Raw genomic sequence first — 18,913 nt, forward strand, 5'->3', positions numbered from 1 at the left:
TATGTTTAAACAATTTAAAATGATTATTGCTGTATTTGCTGTTTTATTTACGTTTATCGCAACACTAGGTTTACAAGATGCAAAGGCTGCTACAAAACTAGCTGATGGAAAATATAATATTGCTTTTACTGTATGGAAAGGCGATAAAGATGAATCGTCTAGAATGAATAGTTATTTTGAAAGCCCAGCAACATTAACAGTTAAAAATGGAAAACAATATGTTTCATTTAAAGTGAAAGATAGTGCTTCTATTAAAAGTTTCCAAGTAGAAAAAGATGGTCAATTTGTAGAAACAAACGTGTTAAGTGAAAACAAAAAAGATAATACTAGAGTAGTAGAATTTGAAGTTGCTGACTTGTCAAAAAAACTAAATGGAAAGGTGGAAATTAATATTCCAATTATTAATTATAATGCTTCATATGATATTCGCTTTGTATTTGATGGGAGCAGTATTAAATAATTTTCAAAAGGGAGAGTCGTTCCATTGAACAGGTATACAAAAATTATTGTTGCTATGTTTTTAATGATATTTACATTCGTATCAACATTACAACCACTTGCAGTTCAAGCAGCTACCAAGTTGGCTGACGGTGAATATTCAATTGGGTTCAAAGTTTTAAAAGATACATCAGATGAAGAATCAATGATGAATCAATATTCAGTAAGTCCGGGAACTTTAAAAGTGAAGGATGGGAAAAAGAAAGTATCCTTTACATTAACGAATAGTTCATGGATTACGAAGTTTGAAACAGAAAAAGCAGGTAAGCTAGTTGCGACAAATGTAATTAGTGAAGATAAAGAAAAAGATACAAGAGTAGTAGAATTTGATGTAGAAGATATAGAGAAGGTATTAAATGCAAAAGTAAAAGTAGATATTGATTTTTTAAATTATCATCATGAGTACGACGTTCGTATTGCATTTGATCAAAATAGCATTACACCAATTCATGTAGAAAAACCAAATGAAAAAGAGGACCCAGCTAATAAGCCAGATCCAAATGAAACTACCGATCCAGGTCAGAAGCCCGACCAAAAGCCTGACCCAGATCAACAACCAAATTCTAACACAATTACAGATGGTACGTACAGCATTCCATTTAAAGTATTAAAAGATCAAACAGATGAAGAATCTAAGATGAATACTTACATGGTAAATCCAGGAGTATTAAAAGTAGAAAACGGTAAGAAAAAAGCAATTGTAACACTAAAAAGTAGCTCATTAATTAAAAATTTCCAAACGGAAAAAGATGGCGCATTTGTTGATGCAAAAGTAGTGAGTGAGGATAAGGAAAAAGATACAAGAGTAGTAGAGTTTGAAGTAAACGATTTATCTAAAAAACTAAATACAAAAGTATTTATCGAAATGGCATCAAGAAATTATAAGCAAACGCATGATGTACAACTTTTATTTGAACAAGATAAACTTGAACAAATTAAAAATGAAGAGAAACAACCAGAAGCAGAAAAACCGGAAGCAGAAAAACCGGAAGTAGAAAAACCAGATGAAAATAAAAAACCAGATGCTGAAACAATTAAAGATGGTGAATACAGCATCAATTTCAAAGCATTAAAAGATCAAACAGACGAAATTTCAATGATGAACACATATACAAAAAGTCCAGGTGTGCTAAAAGTAAAAGATGGTAAGAAGTATGTATCATTTACGTTAACGAACAGTTCTTGGATTACAAAATTTGAATTTGAGAAAAATGGTTCGTTTGTTGATGCACATGTAATAAGTGAAGATAAAAAAGCTGATACACGCGTAGTGGAAGTAGAAGTACCAGATTTATCAAAAAAGTTAAATGCAAAAGTAAAAGTAGATATCGATTCAATGAATTATCACCATTTTTACGATATTCAATTTGCATTTGATAAAGGTAGCATTAAGCCGTTAGATAGCCAAGGCGGAAACAACAACCAAGGCGGAAACGACAACCAAGGCGGAAACAACAACCAAGGCGGAAACGACAACCAAGGCGGAAACGACAACCAAGGCGGAAACAACAACCAAGGCGGAAACGACAACCAAGGCGGAAACGACAACCAAGGCGGAAACGACAACCAAGGCGGAAACGACAACCAAGGCGGAAACGACAACCAAGGCGGAAACAACAACCAAGGCGGAAACGACAACCAAGGTGGAAACAACAACCAAGATGAAAATAATAAACCGAGAGTAATAGTTGATTCGAAAAATTTAGTAGATGGCCAATATGATATTACATTTAAAGTATTAAAAGATAAAACAGATGAGATTTCAAAGATGCATGACTATGTTGTAAATCCAGCGAAATTAATCGTAAAAGATGGTAAAAAATATATTGAGATGACGCTGAAAAATAGTGCGTGGATTACGAAATTCCAAGCGGAAAACAATGAACTATTCGCTGATGCGAAAGTAGTAAGCGAAGATAAAAATGCAAATACGCGAGTAGTACAGTTTGAAGTAGAAGATCTATTTAAAAAATTAAACGCAAAAGTAAAGGTAGACATCGATGAGATGAACTACCATCATTTCTACGATGTACAAATTCAATTTGATACAAATAATATCGGCGCGTTAGGAACTATTAAAGAGGAACCGAAAAATGAACCGAAAAATCCAGTGACTACACCGAAAGTAGATAATGTAAAAACAGTAGGTACTCCTGATTTTAACCGAAATGCAGATGGTCAGAAGAAAAAAGAAGATACAAAAAATGATTCAAAAAAAGAGAAAAACTCAAAAACTGCAGATACAGCACAACTTGGTTTATACATGGTGTTACTGCTAGGTTCACTTGCTTTACTAGTTCGTAAATATAGAGCAGGTAGATTGTAATTTTTGGAGTCTTGATGCATGTTCGCGTGCATCAAGACTTGTTTCATATTGTATGGAAAGGAGTGGTGATTGAGAGTGAAGAAAATTGCAAGTGTACTAATGGCTATCATTTTGTTAATGGGTATAGCCGGGTGCTCATCACCAAAAAAAGAATCAGCAAAGCAGGTAAAGAGTGAAAGTAAAGAGCACGTTGTTGCAACAACAGTGGCTGTTACTGAAATTATGGATGCGTTAGAAGTAGATTTAGTCGGCGTTCCAACAAGTTCTAAAACTTTACCGAAGCGATATAAAGGTTTACCTGAAGTTGGGAATCCAATGAGTCCAGATATGGAAAAGGTAAAGTCATTAAAGCCTTCAGAAGTGTTATCTGTGACAACACTTGAATATGAATTAAAGCCAGTTTTTGATGGTGTGGGTATGAAAGCAAACTTTTTAGATTTAACGAGTTTGAAAAATATGCAAAGTTCTATTAGCGATTTAGGTAAGAAATATGGGCGTGAAAAACAGGCCGAAGCAGTAGTAACTAAATTAGATAAAAAGGTTGCTAGCATTCAAAAAGAAGTAAAAGGAAAGAAAGAACCGACAGTGCTTATTTTATTAGGTGTGCCGGGAAGTTATTTAGTAGCAACAGAGCATTCTTATATTGGAGATTTAGTGAAACAACTAGGTGGTAAAAATATTGTGCAAGGTGAACAAGTAGAATATTTAGCTTCTAATACAGAGTATTTAAAGAAAGCTGATCCAGATATTATTTTACGAGCAGCTCATGGTATGCCTGATGAAGTTGTAAAAATGTTTGATAAAGAATTTAAAACAAATGATATTTGGAAACACTTTGCTGCGGTTAAAAATAACCGTGTTTACGATTTAGAAGAGCGTTTATTTGGAACGACAGGTAATTTAGCAGCAATTGAAGCATTAGATGAATTGAAAAAAATGATGTATCCGTGATGCATTTTAATATAAAGGAAGAGTAGAATGAATAAAAAAACTTGGAGTTTCCTCATTGTTACTGCATTGCTTATTGTTATGACATCATTGTCAGCGATGAAAGGTAGTTTAGAAGTAGGTATTGTTGAACTTGTACAAGGGATATTTACAGGTGGAAATGAAGATGTTGAAGTCATTAAAGATTTACGTTTTCCGCGTATTATTATTGCGTTGTTCACTGGAGCGGCTCTCGCTGTTTCAGGTGTGCTTTTTCAAGCTGTTATGAAAAATCCACTCGCTGATGCTGGGGTAATCGGTATATCTTCAGGAGCAAGTTTTATGACACTCGTTATTATTACGTTGTTCCCGCAATTCTTTTTCTGGACACCCGTATTCGCCTTTTTAGGTGGTGCGCTTGCATGTTATCTCGTTTATTCGTTTTCATGGAAATCAGGATTAAGCCCGCTTCGCATTATTTTAATTGGTATTGCCATTAATGCAATGTTTACTGGATTAAATGAATCATTCGTTACGATTTGTGGATATTTTATTAAGAGTATTAAGCAAACGACGACTTCTAACATAACAATGAAGACGTGGGGCGATGTAGAAATAATGGTGACTTATGGAACGATTGGTCTTATTCTTGCTCTGTTCGTAGGAGCTTGGTGTAACTTATTATCGCTACAAGATAAGACTGCGAAAAACTTAGGCTTGCACGTGACGAGAGTTCGTCTTATTATTTCTGCCATTGCAGTACTCTTAGCGGCAGTATCAACAGCGATTGCAGGTGTTATTGCTTTTGTAGGATTACTAGTTCCGCATATTTCAAGACAATTAGTCGGTTCAGACCATAAAGTATTAATTCCATTTTCTGCTCTTGCAGGGGCGTTATTAATTTTGACGGCAGATACGATTGGAAGGTTAATTGTGCCACCTAACGAAATTCCAGCAGCAACAATTATGGCGGTTATTGGTGGTCCATTCTTAATATTCTTGCTTGGAAAGAGTGATAAAGTTCATGGAAATTAAAAATGTAACCTTTTCATACGATAACGTAACAAATCGATTAAAGTCTGTTAGTAGTGAAATAGAAATTGGGAAAATTACAACAATCATTGGACCGAATGGATGTGGGAAATCAACATTACTTAGTGTCATGTCTAGAAACCACGCTCCTAGCAGTGGAGAAGTAATACTTGATGGGAAAGCGATTAGTGAATATAAACCGAAAGAGTTTGCTAGAAAACTAGCGGTTGTCCATCAACAAAATGAGGCTCCAGCAGATATTACAGTGGAAAAGCTAATAAGCTTCGGGCGTATGCCATATAAAAATATATTCTCTCCGCAAACAGATGAAGATAGAGAAGCGATTGAGCGTGCGCTAGTATGTACGAATTTACAAAGTAAGCGTGATAAGCCAATTTATGCTTTATCTGGTGGAGAGAGGCAGCGAGTTTGGATCGCAATGACATTAGCTCAAAATACACCAATGCTCTTCTTAGATGAGCCGACCACATATTTAGATATTTACTATCAGCTAGAAATATTAGAGTTAGTGAAAGAGTTAAATGAAGTGCATGGACTAACGATTGTAATGGTATTACATGATATTAATCAAGCCATTCGTTATAGCGACCATATTATCGTTATGAAAGATGGAGAAATCATTACGAAAGGTAATCCTAATGATGTAATAACAGAAGAAATGATTAAAGCAATATATGGTGTAGATGTCATTGTAAAGCAGGATGAAGATACCGGATTGTACATGGTACCTATGGGAATCTAAAGGCTGAGCATAATCCGTTTTGAGGTGATAATTTGAATAGTAAGAAAGGACGGAAAAAGAATTCTTTTTTTCAACGCATACTTACAATTGTGTTTTTAGGAATCTTTTTCTATTCAATGTATGAGTTGGGCGGGATTTTCATGGATTATTATGAAAATCGTAAAGTAATGGCTGAGGCACAACATATTTATAAAAGAAGTCCAATGGAAGAAAAATCAGAAGATGGAGAGGTACGTAAACAGTTTCAGGATCTCCAGAAAATTAATCCAGAGATAGTCGGATGGATTACGATGGATGATACACAAATTAATTATCCAATCGTTCAAGCAAAAGATAATGATTACTATTTATTTCGTAATTATAAAGGTGAAGATATGAGAGCGGGAAGCATTTTTATGGACCATCGTAATGATGTGAAATCTCAAAATCGAAATACGATTTTATATGGCCATCGTATGAAAGACGGTTCTATGTTTGGTAGTTTAAAAAAGATGTTGGATGAAGACTTTTTTATGTCTCATCGTAAATTATATTACGATACATTATTTGAAGGATACGACGTGGAAGTTTTTTCAGTATACACGACAACAACGGACTTTTATTACATTGAAACGGATTTTGAAAATGATGCAGCATATACATCGTTCTTAAAGGAAATTCAAGAAAAATCACTGTACAAAACGGATACGGAATTGACGGCTAATGATGAAATCGTAACACTTTCTACTTGTGACTATGCGCTTGATCCAGAGGCTGGAAGGCTAGTTGTACACGCAAAATTAATAAAAAGAAATTAAAGAAAAAAGTATAGAATATGAGAAGTGATAGATAACGCTTCTCATATTCTATACTTTAAAAAAGGACTGTTTTTACTGTGCTGCAGCCATTGGCATACGTACAACTTTTACATCATAGTAAGCAATTTTATTATCAAGAATATATTCTGGCATTCCGCCTTGATGTGAGTGAGCATCTTTAAATGCAGCGCTCTTTGTCCAACCTTGGAAATCTTCTTTTGCATTCCAGCGAGTGCTAATTGTTACTTCATCATAATCAACTGTATTTTGCGTTAAAAGAACTTCTAGACCTAAAAAGCCTGGCATCGTTTCAACTTTACCTACTTTATTAAAACGCTCAATTAATTTATATCCATTTCCCTTTGTAATTTTAGCTGTATTTGTAACGATAATCATGTTTATTCCTCCTATAAATATAGCCTTTATTTTCGAGAACTCATATACATTAAATGATAATGAAAATCATTATCATTGTCAATGCTAAATGTGAAATATAAAAGTTTTTTATATTATATTGGACAGTAAGATTTCCAGTTCAAAATGTAGTAAATATGTGGCAGTTAAGCGAGAGAATGAGCGAGTTGTACTAGCAAAGCAATAATATGGTATAGTGAAACGAGGCTGTTTTTTCAGTCTCGTTTTTTAAATGCTTCCTGTAGAGAAAGCATGCAAATGGAAAGGAAGTTATTATATGCGATCAGAAGTAACTGTAAAAATAAAACCGAAATTTATAAAAGAAATTAAAAGTGGATATCCGCTTATTTTAAAAGATGCGATTCAAAATTTAAATGATGTTCGTGAAGAAGGAACAATCATTAAAGTAGTAGATGAGAAGAACCAATTTATCGGAAAAGGCTATTATGGAAAACAAAATAAAGGGTACGGCTGGATTTTAACGAGAAAAGAGAGTGAACAAATTAATCAATCTTTCTTTGAAAGTAAAATCAAATCTGCCTTACATAAACGAAAGCAATTTTACAAATCAAGTGATACGACAGCATTCCGTGTGGTGAATGGTGAAGGTGATGGTCTTGGAGGACTAATTATCGATTATTATGATGGCTATTATGTAGTAAGTTGGTATAGTGAAGGGATTTATACTTTCAGAGATGAGATTATAGCCGCTCTTCAAAAAGTAGCAAACTTTAAAGGTATTTATGAGAAAAAGCGTTTTGATACGAAAGGGAAATATATTGAGGGGGATGATTTCGTAGCAGGAGAGCGCGGCGAGTTCCCACTTATCGTAAAAGAAAATGGTGTAAACTTTGCGGTTTATTTAAATGATGGGGCAATGGTTGGGGTATTTTTAGATCAACGTAACGTTCGAAAACAAATTCGTGATAAATATGCAAAAGGAAGAACAGTGTTAAATATGTTCTCTTATACAGGTGCTTTCTCTGTATTTGCAGCGCTTGGCGGAGCGAGTAAAACGACGAGTGTTGACCTTGCAAATCGTAGTTTAAGTAAAACGATTGAGCAGTTTAGTGTAAATGAAGTTGATTATGAAGCGCAAGATATTATTGTAGAAGATGTATTTCTTTACTTCAAATATGCAGCGAAGAAAAAAATGAAATTTGATATGGTCGTACTTGACCCTCCAAGCTTTGCACGCTCAAAAAAATATACATTTAGTGCAGCAAAAGATTATAAAAATTTATTAAAAGAAACAATTGCTATTACAGAAAATAACGGTATTATCGTTGCTTCTACAAATTGTAGCGCATTCGATATGAAAAAGTTTAAAGGCTTTATCGATACAGCCTTTAAAGAAATGAATGGCAAATATAAAATATTAGAAGAACATTCTTTACCAGAAGATTTCCGTACCATTGATCAATTTAAAGAAGGAGACTACTTAAAAGTAGTTTTCATCGAGAAAATTAAAGGTTAATAAAGAAAAGGAGCTCGAGTTTACTTGAGCTCCTTTTCTTATTGAACGATATTTTGTACTCTACCGACTTGCCCGTCCTGCAATCGCACTTTAATGCCATGCGGATGGGAAGGGGAGTTTGTTAAAATATCTTTTACAATTCCACGTGTTAATTTGCCTGTTCGTTGATCTTGTTTTAATACAATATCAACTTCAAGACCGGGGGCGATATTAGAACGTTTTTGTCCGTTCATTTATACACCTGTACGTCTACGTTGGTTGTTTGTTTTCTTTGTTTGTTGGTTTTGTAATTTTTTTGTTTCTTGGCTTTGATTTTTTGCATTTTGACCATTTCCATTTCCTTGCTTTTTCTTAGCAAGTTGTTCACGCATTAAATCAGCTAAGCTTACTTTTTTGTTTTCTGACATGATAAGTCTCCTTTATATAAAGTTAATTATGAACAATCGTAGTGAATTTCATCATATCATTGTTAAGGAAGGAAGGGAAGTTGGTTTGAAAATTCATATAATTGTTTCCAGTCTGTAGTAGTTACGATACAATTGGATTGTTAACGTTTGTAAAAAGGGGATAGACATATGTCACATCATATTTTATTAGTTGAAGATGATATCTCAATTCAAGAGATGGTGGAAAAGTATTTAATAAAGGAAGGCTTTCAAGTTACGATTGCGTCTGATGGAGAAGAAGGCGTGAACACATATTTAAAAGGTTCATTTGATTTGATTATCCTTGACATTATGATGCCAAAGCTAGATGGCTTAGAGGTTGTACGAATCATTCGAGAAAAAAGTGCAGTTCCGATTTTAATGATGTCGGCAAAAGATACAGATGTTGATAAAGCTGTTGGATTAGGACTTGGAGCAGATGATTACATTTGTAAGCCGTTTTCTATGATTGAATTGGCTGCACGTGTAAAAGCAGGTATTCGGAGGTCTACGAAATACTCGGCTACAGAAACAATAGAAAAAATGATTCAAATTGGTGATTTAACAATTGATCCAATTAATTTTACTGTAGAAAAAAACGGGAAGCCTCTCAAACTTACTTTAAAAGAATTTGAGATTTTAAAGCTATTCGTAAAGAACCAAAATCGTGTATTTACGAAAGCGCAAATATATACGTTAGTTTGGAATGAAGAGTATTACGGTGACGATAACGTTATTAATGTTCATATGAGAAGATTGCGTGAGAAAATCGAAAGTGATCCATCTAATCCAGAATATATTAAAACGCTATGGGGCATCGGCTATAAGCTGGAAGTGATGTAATATGATCAATTTGTTAATAGGTATTATTTTTATATTGTTATGTGTTATTTATATGCAATATAAAATGAGAAAAAATAGTAGTAAAAATTTACGATACACATATGAAAAGTTAGAAAGTATTGTAAATGAAAAAACAGGTGAGACGTTACTCGTTATGACAGATGATCTAGAATTGCAAAAATTATTAGTGGCGATTAATCAATTATTAGATGCAAAACAGAAAACGAATGCAGATCATGCAAAAGTAGAAATTTCGATGAGAAAAATGCTTTCAAATATTTCGCATGACTTGAAAACACCACTAACAGTTATTCTTGGATATACAGAAATGTTAAATAAGGATAAAACGATAAACAAAGAAGAACAACAAATATTACTTGAGAAAGTGCATACGAAAACACTAGAAGTGATGGAATTAATTCATAAGTTTTTTGATTTAGCGAAATTAGAATCTGGTGACAAAGCAATTGAAATGACAAAAATAAATATGAATGAAGTTTGCCGCGAGAAGATTTTATCATTTTATGATTTAGTGACGACGAAAGGTTTTCAGGTTCATATTGATATACCAGAAAGAAATATATATGCACTTGGAAATGTAGAAGTATTAGGTAGGGTATTGAATAATTTAATATCAAATGCAATTACATATGGAGACGATGGAAAGGCACTCGGTATGACGTTAAGAGATGATGACACGGGCGTGTATATAGATGTATGGGATAAAGGAAAAGGGATTGATGAATCTCATATTGATAAAGTGTTTGAGCGTATGTACACACTTGAAGATTCAAGAAATAGATTGTACCAAGGAAGCGGTCTAGGATTAACGATTACGAAACGGCTTGTGGAAGCGATGGACGGAAAAATTCATCTTTCTAGTAAACCGTATGAAAAAACAATTTTTACAATTGCATTAATAAAGATACAGTTTTAGCTTGTAGAGCAGTAGATTCTACAAGCTTTTTTTCAGCGTAAGGAATTTGTAAGAAACGGGTAAGAAAAAAGAGATTTCCGTTGTCTATTATAGAAATATAGAGTATTGCGAAAGGGGAAAGTAACATGACATATATATTAAAAACAAACCAGTTAACGAAGGTGTTTAAAGGGAAAGAAGTTATTTCCGGTGTTAACATGCATGTGAAAAAAGGAGAAATTTACGGTTTTTTAGGACCAAACGGTGCTGGTAAAACAACGATTATGAAAATGATTACAAATTTAATAAAACCGACGAGTGGTGATATTGAAATCTTCGGTGAGAAATTAACAGATACATCTTATGAAGTATTAAAAAGAATGGGGACAATTATTGAATACCCAATCTTTTATGATAAATTAACGGCGAAAGAAAACTTAGACCTACATTGTGAATACATGGGCTACTACGATAAAAATGCAATTGACCATGCTTTACATTTAGTGAAACTACAAGGGGTAGATAATAAAAAAGTAAAAGATTTTTCATTAGGAATGAAACAACGACTCGGTATTGCAAGAGCAATCGTGACAAAGCCAGAATTGCTCATTTTAGATGAACCAATTAACGGTTTAGATCCAATTGGTATTAAAGAGTTACGAGACTTATTTAAAATGCTCTGCAAAGAATATGGCATTACATTATTAGTTTCTAGTCATATTTTAGGTGAAATGGAACTAATGGCCGATACAATTGGTGTGATTCAAAATGGAAAACTAATAAAAGAAGTTTCAATGAAGAGTATTAACGGAAAACAAACAGAGTACATTGAAATCACTGTTCCTGATGTGAAACGTGCAGCTTATATTTTAGAAGATAAACTTGGTATAAAAAACTACAAAATAATGAGTGGAACCATGATTCGTGTGTATGATACGTTAGCGTCTCAGCAGGCCATTTCAAAAGCACTTATTATGAACGATGTGGAAATTGAAAGTATTAATAAGAAACATAGTTCCTTAGAAGAATATTTCTTAAATGTAATGGATGGAGAGGGCATTCATGCTTAATGGATTGTTAGTGAATCTACTAAGTGGATTGATCGTAATGTTCATAAGTGGGATTTTATATTATAGAAAACCTGAGCGGAAATGGTTGTTAATTCTAATAGTAATAGGAATGTTAAGCTTCGTTACTGCTGGAATTAGAATGTTAGCAGCATAAAGACAGTTATATAAAGAATGGAGGAGTGGTTTGTATGCTTAGATTAATGAAGCTCGAATGGAAGAAACATAAATTATCTAGTTACTTTAAAGGGGTAGCAATTTGTATTATAGCAATTTTCGCTGCAGTAAGCCTTATGGCGTTGGGAATGAAAGCCGAGGGAGACGTGCTCTTCTTTGACTTCACGCAACAAATGGTTTTAATAAACACTTTTATTAGGATAACATTCATTATTTTTAGTTCGGTCATTTTATCACGTTTAGTAATTGATGAGTATAAGAACAAAACGATGCAATTATCGTTTATGTACCCGCTGCAAAGGAAAATGCTAATGAGGGCGAAATTAACAATTGTTTTTTGTTTTTGTTTTGTGAGCACGATTATCGCTACTTTCAGTATCAGTTTGCTTGTATATTTTGTGAGTCCAATGATGGGACTGATTGAAACACCAGCTACGATAGGTGAAATAATATCTATCGTTCCAACTACTTTTATAAGTGCATTTATGATATCTGGTATAAGTTTAATTCCTTTATTTTTTGGGATGAGAAAGAAATCGACACCCACAACAATTACTTCTGCAGTAATAATCGGAATGCTAATTAGTAGTAACTTTGGTCCTGGAAACGGTCAAGTAAGTCTGTTTAATTTTATAGCTATCCCAATAGTGCTCTGTTTATTAGGAATTTTCATCAGTTATCTTTCATATCGTAAAATCGATAAGATTGATGTGGTGTGAAGCAAGCTTAAAACAACAATGAACTGGGGTATGAATGGTGAAAAAGATAATAGTAATTGCAATATTATTCATTACAATTGCTAGTGTAGTTTTTGGTATTAAGGTATTTCAGGGGAAAGATTTTAAGAAAGAAAAGTCTTTTGAGATAAATAATATAAAAGAAATAGAAGTAGATAATGAAAACTGGAATCTTGAATTTAAAAGTACAGACGCTAATAAAATAGTAATTTTCGCTCAAGGTGAACAAGCAGATAAAGAGATAGATCCTGTCAAAATAGAAAATGATGAAAATAAAATTGTGATTAAGCAAAAACAAAAGATGAACAGATTTTTTAATGGTTTCACGTTTAGGAAGAAAAATAGTATATCTATAGCTATTCCGAAGAAAGAAATAGATAAAATTGTAGTAAATAATAAATCGGGTGATGTGAAAATAAGAGATATAGTAGTAAAAAATATCATGACAAAAGGCAAGTCTGGAGATGAAATGATTACAGGACTATCAGCCGAGAAAGGTGAATTTATATCGCAAAGTGGAGAGTTAGTTTTAAAAGGTAGTTCAGTACAAGAATTAAATATAAAGTCTACGACTGGTGATAACTATATAACAAATGTAAGTAACTCAAATATGAACATCACATCAACATCTGGGGAAGTATTACTGAAAGATATGACAGAAGGAAAATCATTATTTATAGAAACAAAATCAGGTGATATTGGCGTACGGTATAAAGGTGTCCCTGCATCATTGAAGCTTATGGCTAAAAGTAATTCGGCTGACGTAATAGTGGATTTAAAAGGACTTAAGAAAGATAAAAATACAGACAAAATAAAAGTAGGAACGATTGGTGATGCAAAAAATGAAGCGAAGATTTTAAGTGAAACAGGAGTCATTTATATTGATTAAGTCCAAGGAGGAAGGAGGAATATCATGCTACGTCTTATGAAGTTAGAATTGAAGAAATTTAAGTTTGGATGGTATGTGAGGGGAGCAGTTATTGCAAATATTATTATACTGGCATTATTAATCTTTGTTAGTTTCATTGCACAAATAGAAGGAGATCCAGAAATAAGAGATCCGCAGATGATTTTGTTAATGGCTAGTACAGTAGTAAGAGCAACATTTATTATTTTTGGTAGTGTATTAATAGCAAGGTTAATAATTGACGAATATAAAAATAAAACAATACTACTCATGTTTTCTTATCCCATTAATCGAAAGAAAATGATGGCTAGTAAGTTGGCTATTACAGCGATAGTAACATTTATAACAGTTATTGTATCTAACATTTTAGTAGTAGGAATTTTCTTTGGGATAGATAGTTGTTTTTCAATTCTTCCTCATTCATTCACAGTAGATCAATTGGTGCAAGAAGGAATAAAACTAGTTCCTTTAGCCATTGCAACTGCGGGGATGAGTTTAATCCCATTATATTTCGGAATGCGTAAACGTTCAGTGCCAACTACAATTGTTTCATCTCTTATCGTTGTAGCAATTGCAATGAATACCAACCCAGAGTTTCCTACAGCAACTTTACTTCCCCTTCAACTAGCACTCGCAGCAATTGGAGCTGTGATTGCATATTACGGAATTAAAAATATAGAGAAGGAAGATATAACAGTTTGACAAGAATAAATAAAAAAAGAGTTGGCGTTACACCAACTCTTTTTTTGTATATGTATGCTTCGGTACTACTCTGTAAATTTATAGTGTTTACTTAAATACTCTTGCACTCCTGGAGAAATGTTAAAGTTATTAGGACTTTTATATTCGATAGTAAACTCTCCGTCTCCACTTGTTTCAAAGGCGATTGCATAGCTATTCATTTTAGCATCGTAAGAAGTGTTTTTGACTTCTGCATCTAGATTAAAATATTTTGTAATATATTCTTTTGATTCCGTAATTGCTGCTTGTTTTCCCCAAGGGGTACCATAATAGGTGAAATAAAGAGATACACTAATAACTCCAATAATAGAAGTTAATAAAATAGTGCCCATAGCTATTTTTTTATTCTTTGTATTCAATTTGGTTACTCCTCTTCATAGTATGTATTCATTTTAACCTATCTTTTCCATAAAACAACTATTAAGAAAAAATAGTTTCACATGAAACAAGTTACAGAAAAAGACAAGATATGTAAACATCTTGTCTTTTTTGTCGTTACATTTTAGGAGCTTCCATTCCAGCCGCAGCCCATTCTTCTTTTGCGGGGCCATATACGCCAGGAACTGTTAAGCCAGCTTGTCGCATTAAAACCGTCATTTGTCCGCGGTGGTGATTTTGATGATTAATGAGTGTCATTAAAAATATAGAATTCGGCATAGGGCGACCAAAGAAGTCATTAATAGTAGCTAAGTCTTTATCAGTCCATTTACTTTGAAGTGTTTCAACAAAAGCCGCGTTTACTTTACGGTATTCATCTGCAATTGTTTTTGCAGAAGTTGGAACAGGATAATCTTTCGTTTCTCCTTCAAACTTTAGCCCTGTGCCAGATAGTATCACAGGAACTGCCGTCACGATGTGCCAAGCAATTCTTCCTAACGTCCAGTGCCCAGGTGCAATTTCCTGTGATAAAGATGCATCGGTTAATGAATCAAGCATTTTCTGAGTAGACTCAGCCTCGTATGTCCATGATTGTAAAAAGCCTTCAATTGTTTGGTACATAGTTATCCCTCCTATTTTTGTTCATAGATTAAATTCGTGAGAGATAATATAATCCCTGTTCCACAAGAAATAATTAATTAAGCATTGCTACAATATGAAAACAATTAGAAAATATTTGTAAAAGTGTCAGGAAACGAATGTGCTCATTCGTATATATAATGAATAAAGAATGGGATAAAGAGTGGTGATAAGGGTGAAGGATATAGAAATAGTAGAAGGTCTTCGAAAACAAGATATGTTAGCATTACATACAGCGATTGATCGATATGGAGATTTAATTTATAAGGTAGTTCATAGTATTTTAGATACGGCACATAGTAAGGTGTTAGTGGATGAATGTGTTGACGATATTTTATTAATCGTTTGGTACAACATTAGTAGTTATGATGAAAATCGTGGGAAGTTTAGAAACTGGCTTATATCTGTCGCTAAGTTTAAAGCCATTGATTATAAACGAAAAAGTAATAAGGCTTATCAATTACAAGAGTTTCAGCAAGAAAGATATGAAGATAGAAAAAATGTCAATTTAACAAAAGAAGAGAGAGATTATAATTTTTACGTTTTAATTAAAGAATTGAATGAAGAAGATAAGAAAATTTTTATAAAAAGGTATTTAGATGAATATAGCGTACAAGAAATAGCGCTTGAATTCGGTATGACACGAGATACGGTATATAGCAGGCTGTCAAGAGGGAGAAAGAAATTGAAGAAGCTGTTGGGGGGGAAAAGCAATGAATAAAGAAAAGTTACTTCAGGAATTAAATAACTTACAGTATAGCGATAATTTTGTAGATGATTATAGAAATGATGAGAAAATAGATAAAACGAAAATAGATCGTACAAAAGAAACTGTAACCAAAACAATTTTAATGAAACGTTGTTATGAGGTTGTACAAGAAGAGTTACAGGGAAGCGAAGAGATTTTATATAGTATGCTTGCCGAAAATCATCATGTGAAAAATTGGCAGACAGGCACAGCCATGACATTAGGGGTAGGCGTTCTTGCAATGAACTTCGGTATTAATAATGTGTTAATCGTTACAAATAAACGGTTGTATGTGTTTTTTATGGATCGTTATTATAATGAAGTTGATTTAAAGGTATGTGTATTGAATGAAGTAGCTTATATGAAAACAATATTAGACCGTAAAGGTGGAAGCGAGTTTCTGCATATAAAGTATAAAAATGATAAGGAATACGTATTATTGGGAAATGCTGATGATTACAGAGAGTTATTTCAAATAGTAGGTAGGTTGAAAATAGCAAATGGAATAGAATTGAGATTACAAGATAAGAAATTAAAGAGAAAGTTAACTTTAAAACGAAGTGTATTCAATATAATCATGTATTTACTTGTTATATATATTATGTACAAAGCCTATATTAATTTTCTGCCATAATAGGAAAAGACGGCTTCACATATATGAAGCCGTCTTTTAATTAACTTTCTTCCCACTTTTCCTCATCAACCATAAGAAATAAGGTGTTCCAAGTATAGCAACTTTTTTCGCCGGTTTATCTAATTTTGTTTCCCCTTCAGTATGTTTAATTGTTATAGTTTGCTTTTTATCTTCTATCGTTGTTACCTTTTTCTCCTCTTTTTTGCTGTCCGCATTCAACAGCGAATAGAAGAACAACCATGAAAATACTAAGAATTTTCTTCATCTTCTTTCCCAAAATAAGTTTTTTATTCGTAATTATATTTTTAAAATTTTGCTGAAAAATAACGAATTATACGAATATCGTTATGTAAGATTAAAATCCATATGTGTATGAAGAATTTAGAAAAGGAATTTCATTTAACTAGAGAGGCGAAAGTACAAGCAAAAGGAGATAGTATCGCATGTAATAATTATTAGAATGTACGGGATAAATCTATATTTATCTCCACTGAATAAAGCTTTCGGTCTGATTTGATAAATGTTTTTTAATTTCTTACTTGTACTTATAAGATTGAATTTGAAGGAAGGAATCAACATGTCTTCATGGCTCAATAATACAAATGGATATTGTAGTTGTAATAATCAAAATGGTGTACATGTTGATTCGTGTTGTTTTAGTTGTGATGGGACAGTCCCTAAGCTTGGTCCAACAGGTCCAACGGGAGCAACGGGTTCAACAGGAGCAACGGGTTCAACAGGTCCAACCGGAGCGACAGGTTCAACAGGTCCGACGGGAGCAATGGGAGCAACAGGAGCAACGGGTTCAACAGGAGCAACAGGTCCGACGGGATCAACAGGTCCGACGGGATCAACAGGTCCAACGGGTTCAACAGGTCCGACGGGATCAACAGGTCCAACGGGAGCAACGGGTTCAACCGGTTCAACAGGTCCAACAGGTCCAACAGGTCCAACGGGATCAACAGGTCCAACGGGAGCAACAGGTCCAACGGGAGCAACAGGTCCGACGGGTTCAACAGGTCCGACGGGATCAACAGGTCCAACGGGTTCAACAGGTCCAACAGGATCGACGGGATCAACAGGTCCAACGGGTTCAACAGGTCCGACGGGTTCAACAGGTTCAACCGGAGCGACAGGTTCAACAGGTTCAACAGGTCCGACGGGAGCAACAGGTCCAACAGGATCAACGGGAGCAACAGGTCCAACGGGAGCGACAGGTTCAACAGGTTCAACAGGTTCAACAGGTCCAACGGGAGCGACAGGCTCAACGGGAGTAACAGGTCCAACGGGATCAACGGGATCAACAGGAGCAACAGGTCCAACGGGTTCAACAGGCTCAACAGGTCCAACGGGAGCAACAGGTCCGACGGGAGCAACAGGTCCAACGGGATCAACGGGTTCAACCGGTTCAACGGGTTCAACAGGTTCAACCGGTCCAACGGGAGCAACAGGTCCGACGGGTTCAACCGGTCCAATAGGAGCAACAGGTCCAACGGGAGCAACAGGTCCGACGGGTTCAACAGGTCCAACAGGAGCGACAGGATCAACAGGTCCGACGGGAGCAACAGGTCCAACAGGATCAACGGGAGCAACAGGTTCAACAGGATCGACGGGATCAACAGGTCCAACGGGAGCAACAGGTCCGACGGGTTCAACAGGTCCGACGGGAGCAACGGGTTCAACCGGTTCAACAGGTCCAACAGGTCCAACGGGAGCAACAGGTCCAACAGGATCAACGGGAGCAACAGGTTCAACAGGATCGACGGGATCAACAGGTCCAACGGGAGCAACGGGTTCAACCGGTTCAACAGGTCCAACAGGATCAACGGGATCAACAGGTCCGACGGGATCAACAGGTCCAACGGGATCAACGGGTTCAACAGGATCAACAGGTCCGACGGGAGCGACAGGTCCAACGGGATCAACGGGTTCAACAGGTCCAACCGGAGCAACAGGTACAAGTATCACGGCGACATATGCATTTGCAAATAATACGTCGGGAACAGCGATATCTGTAGTTCTTGGTGGAACGAATGTCCCGCTTCCAAATAATCAAAACATCGGTCCAGGAATTACTGTTTCTGGTGGAAACACAGTATTTACGGTTGCAAATGCTGGTAATTATTATATTTCATATACAATTAATATAACGGCTTCATTATTAGTCAGTTCACGGATTACAATTAATGGAGGGGCACTTGCTGGGACGATTAATGCTCCTGCGGTAGCAACCACATCATTTAGTGCAACAATCATTACAACTCTTGCAGCAGGAGATGCTATTAGCTTGCAATTATTTGGTTTGTTAGCTGTCGCAACATTATCAACAACTACTCCAGGAGCAGTGTTAACGATAATAAGATTAAGTTAAACTATAACTCTCTTACTCTTTTAAGATTAAGAGAGTTTCTACATATAATAAGAAGTTAATGAAGTAAAGCATAGTTATACAAAAGTCAGAATATTA

At 34.9% G+C, this 18,913-nt stretch carries 22 protein-coding genes and 1 pseudogene; 17 read left to right on the top strand and 6 right to left on the bottom strand.

All coding sequences use genetic code 11. The features are described from left to right. The first annotated feature begins 1 nt into the window (after position 1). The 6 genes from QCI79_RS18985 to srtB all read left to right on the top strand — a co-directional run bounded on the left by QCI79_RS18985 (position 2) and on the right by srtB (position 6,343). Positions 2-460: an NEAT domain-containing protein gene (locus tag QCI79_RS18985; RefSeq protein ID WP_000476162.1), complete on the top strand. Its 459-nt coding sequence runs from the start codon at positions 2-4 to the stop codon at positions 458-460. A gap of 24 nt (positions 461-484) precedes the next feature. After that, the gene (locus QCI79_RS18990; RefSeq protein ID WP_087988186.1) at positions 485-2,824 is read left to right on the top strand and encodes an NEAT domain-containing protein; all 2,340 of its coding nucleotides are present in this window, start codon (positions 485-487) and stop codon (positions 2,822-2,824) included. 69 nt (positions 2,825-2,893) lie between these two features. Continuing rightward, entirely contained in the window at positions 2,894-3,775 is an 882-nt protein-coding gene (gene isdE, locus QCI79_RS18995; RefSeq protein WP_002101379.1) for a heme ABC transporter substrate-binding protein IsdE, read from the top strand. Positions 3,776-3,802: 27 nt separating this feature from the next. Further along, positions 3,803-4,786 (top strand): FecCD family ABC transporter permease, encoded by a 984-nt coding sequence (locus QCI79_RS19000; protein WP_001036847.1) that lies wholly within the window; start codon positions 3,803-3,805, stop codon positions 4,784-4,786. Next, on the top strand, positions 4,776-5,546 hold the full coding sequence (locus QCI79_RS19005; RefSeq protein WP_000403760.1) for an ABC transporter ATP-binding protein: 771 nt from the start codon (positions 4,776-4,778) through the stop codon (positions 5,544-5,546). Before QCI79_RS19000 ends, QCI79_RS19005 begins: the two co-directional genes overlap by 11 nt. A gap of 32 nt (positions 5,547-5,578) precedes the next feature. Then, positions 5,579-6,343, top strand: a complete 765-nt coding sequence (gene srtB, locus QCI79_RS19010) for a class B sortase (protein WP_001086121.1) — start codon at positions 5,579-5,581, stop codon at positions 6,341-6,343. A gap of 72 nt (positions 6,344-6,415) precedes the next feature. Here srtB and isdG read toward each other — a convergent pair whose 3' ends face one another. After that, a complete protein-coding gene (isdG, locus tag QCI79_RS19015) occupies positions 6,416-6,739 on the bottom strand; it encodes a heme oxygenase (protein WP_000587826.1) in 324 nt (107 codons plus the stop codon). 295 nt (positions 6,740-7,034) lie between these two features. Here isdG and QCI79_RS19020 point away from each other — a divergent pair, with 295 nt between their 5' ends. Beyond that, positions 7,035-8,234, top strand: coding sequence for a class I SAM-dependent rRNA methyltransferase (locus tag QCI79_RS19020; protein WP_001255971.1), 1,200 nt, complete (start codon positions 7,035-7,037; stop codon positions 8,232-8,234). A 38-nt stretch (positions 8,235-8,272) separates the two neighbouring features. Here QCI79_RS19020 and QCI79_RS19025 read toward each other — a convergent pair whose 3' ends face one another. Further along, positions 8,273-8,467 (bottom strand): YwbE family protein, encoded by a 195-nt coding sequence (locus QCI79_RS19025; protein WP_001014310.1) that lies wholly within the window; start codon positions 8,465-8,467, stop codon positions 8,273-8,275. Beyond that, complete coding sequence (locus QCI79_RS19030) at positions 8,468-8,641, bottom strand: hypothetical protein (RefSeq protein WP_001293578.1); 174 nt, start codon at positions 8,639-8,641, stop codon at positions 8,468-8,470. It abuts the gene before it with no gap. A 168-nt stretch (positions 8,642-8,809) separates the two neighbouring features. Here QCI79_RS19030 and QCI79_RS19035 point away from each other — a divergent pair, with 168 nt between their 5' ends. The 7 genes from QCI79_RS19035 (at position 8,810) to QCI79_RS19065 (ending at position 14,008) form a co-directional block, all read left to right on the top strand. Then, entirely contained in the window at positions 8,810-9,502 is a 693-nt protein-coding gene (locus QCI79_RS19035) for a response regulator transcription factor (protein ID WP_000018029.1), read from the top strand. 1 nt (position 9,503) lies between these two features. Continuing rightward, a complete protein-coding gene (locus QCI79_RS19040) occupies positions 9,504-10,439 on the top strand; it encodes a HAMP domain-containing histidine kinase (protein ID WP_000609140.1) in 936 nt (311 codons plus the stop codon). A gap of 125 nt (positions 10,440-10,564) precedes the next feature. Continuing rightward, positions 10,565-11,488 (top strand): ABC transporter ATP-binding protein, encoded by a 924-nt coding sequence (locus QCI79_RS19045; protein WP_000221066.1) that lies wholly within the window; start codon positions 10,565-10,567, stop codon positions 11,486-11,488. Then, positions 11,481-11,642 carry a hypothetical protein gene (locus QCI79_RS19050; protein ID WP_000931763.1) on the top strand — a complete coding sequence of 54 codons (162 nt, stop codon included), beginning with the start codon at positions 11,481-11,483 and terminating at the stop codon, positions 11,640-11,642. The genes QCI79_RS19045 and QCI79_RS19050 overlap by 8 nt, the downstream gene beginning before the upstream one ends. Positions 11,643-11,676: 34 nt before the next feature. Continuing rightward, a complete protein-coding gene (locus QCI79_RS19055; protein WP_000945212.1) occupies positions 11,677-12,381 on the top strand; it encodes an ABC transporter permease in 705 nt (234 codons plus the stop codon). A gap of 34 nt (positions 12,382-12,415) precedes the next feature. After that, positions 12,416-13,288, top strand: a complete 873-nt coding sequence (locus tag QCI79_RS19060) for a DUF4097 family beta strand repeat-containing protein (protein ID WP_000239297.1) — start codon at positions 12,416-12,418, stop codon at positions 13,286-13,288. A 24-nt stretch (positions 13,289-13,312) separates the two neighbouring features. After that, the gene (locus tag QCI79_RS19065; protein ID WP_000945179.1) at positions 13,313-14,008 is read left to right on the top strand and encodes an ABC transporter permease; all 696 of its coding nucleotides are present in this window, start codon (positions 13,313-13,315) and stop codon (positions 14,006-14,008) included. A gap of 65 nt (positions 14,009-14,073) precedes the next feature. Here QCI79_RS19065 and QCI79_RS19070 read toward each other — a convergent pair whose 3' ends face one another. Then, positions 14,074-14,406 (bottom strand): YfjL-like protein, encoded by a 333-nt coding sequence (locus QCI79_RS19070; protein WP_001093292.1) that lies wholly within the window; start codon positions 14,404-14,406, stop codon positions 14,074-14,076. A gap of 136 nt (positions 14,407-14,542) precedes the next feature. Beyond that, positions 14,543-15,046 (bottom strand): DinB family protein, encoded by a 504-nt coding sequence (locus QCI79_RS19075; protein WP_000284977.1) that lies wholly within the window; start codon positions 15,044-15,046, stop codon positions 14,543-14,545. A gap of 184 nt (positions 15,047-15,230) precedes the next feature. Here QCI79_RS19075 and QCI79_RS19080 point away from each other — a divergent pair, with 184 nt between their 5' ends. Both QCI79_RS19080 and QCI79_RS19085 read left to right on the top strand, forming a co-directional pair. Further along, positions 15,231-15,785: a sigma-70 family RNA polymerase sigma factor gene (locus QCI79_RS19080; protein WP_002101375.1), complete on the top strand. Its 555-nt coding sequence runs from the start codon at positions 15,231-15,233 to the stop codon at positions 15,783-15,785. Beyond that, positions 15,778-16,446 (top strand): hypothetical protein, encoded by a 669-nt coding sequence (locus QCI79_RS19085; RefSeq protein WP_001031137.1) that lies wholly within the window; start codon positions 15,778-15,780, stop codon positions 16,444-16,446. The genes QCI79_RS19080 and QCI79_RS19085 overlap by 8 nt, the downstream gene beginning before the upstream one ends. A gap of 78 nt (positions 16,447-16,524) precedes the next feature. Here QCI79_RS19085 and QCI79_RS19090 read toward each other — a convergent pair. Continuing rightward, a pseudogene (locus QCI79_RS19090) lies at positions 16,525-16,711 on the bottom strand (ABC transporter substrate-binding protein); the annotation flags it as partial. Between the two features lie 312 nt (positions 16,712-17,023). Here QCI79_RS19090 and QCI79_RS35035 point away from each other — a divergent pair. Then, a complete protein-coding gene (locus QCI79_RS35035) occupies positions 17,024-18,817 on the top strand; it encodes a collagen-like protein (RefSeq protein WP_042991575.1) in 1,794 nt (597 codons plus the stop codon). Positions 18,818-18,913: the final 96 nt, after the last annotated feature.

The sequence above is a fragment of the Bacillus cereus group sp. MG1 genome, from assembly GCF_040460035.1.
GTDB classification, from domain to species: Bacteria; Bacillota; Bacilli; order Bacillales; family Bacillaceae_G; genus Bacillus_A; species Bacillus_A cereus.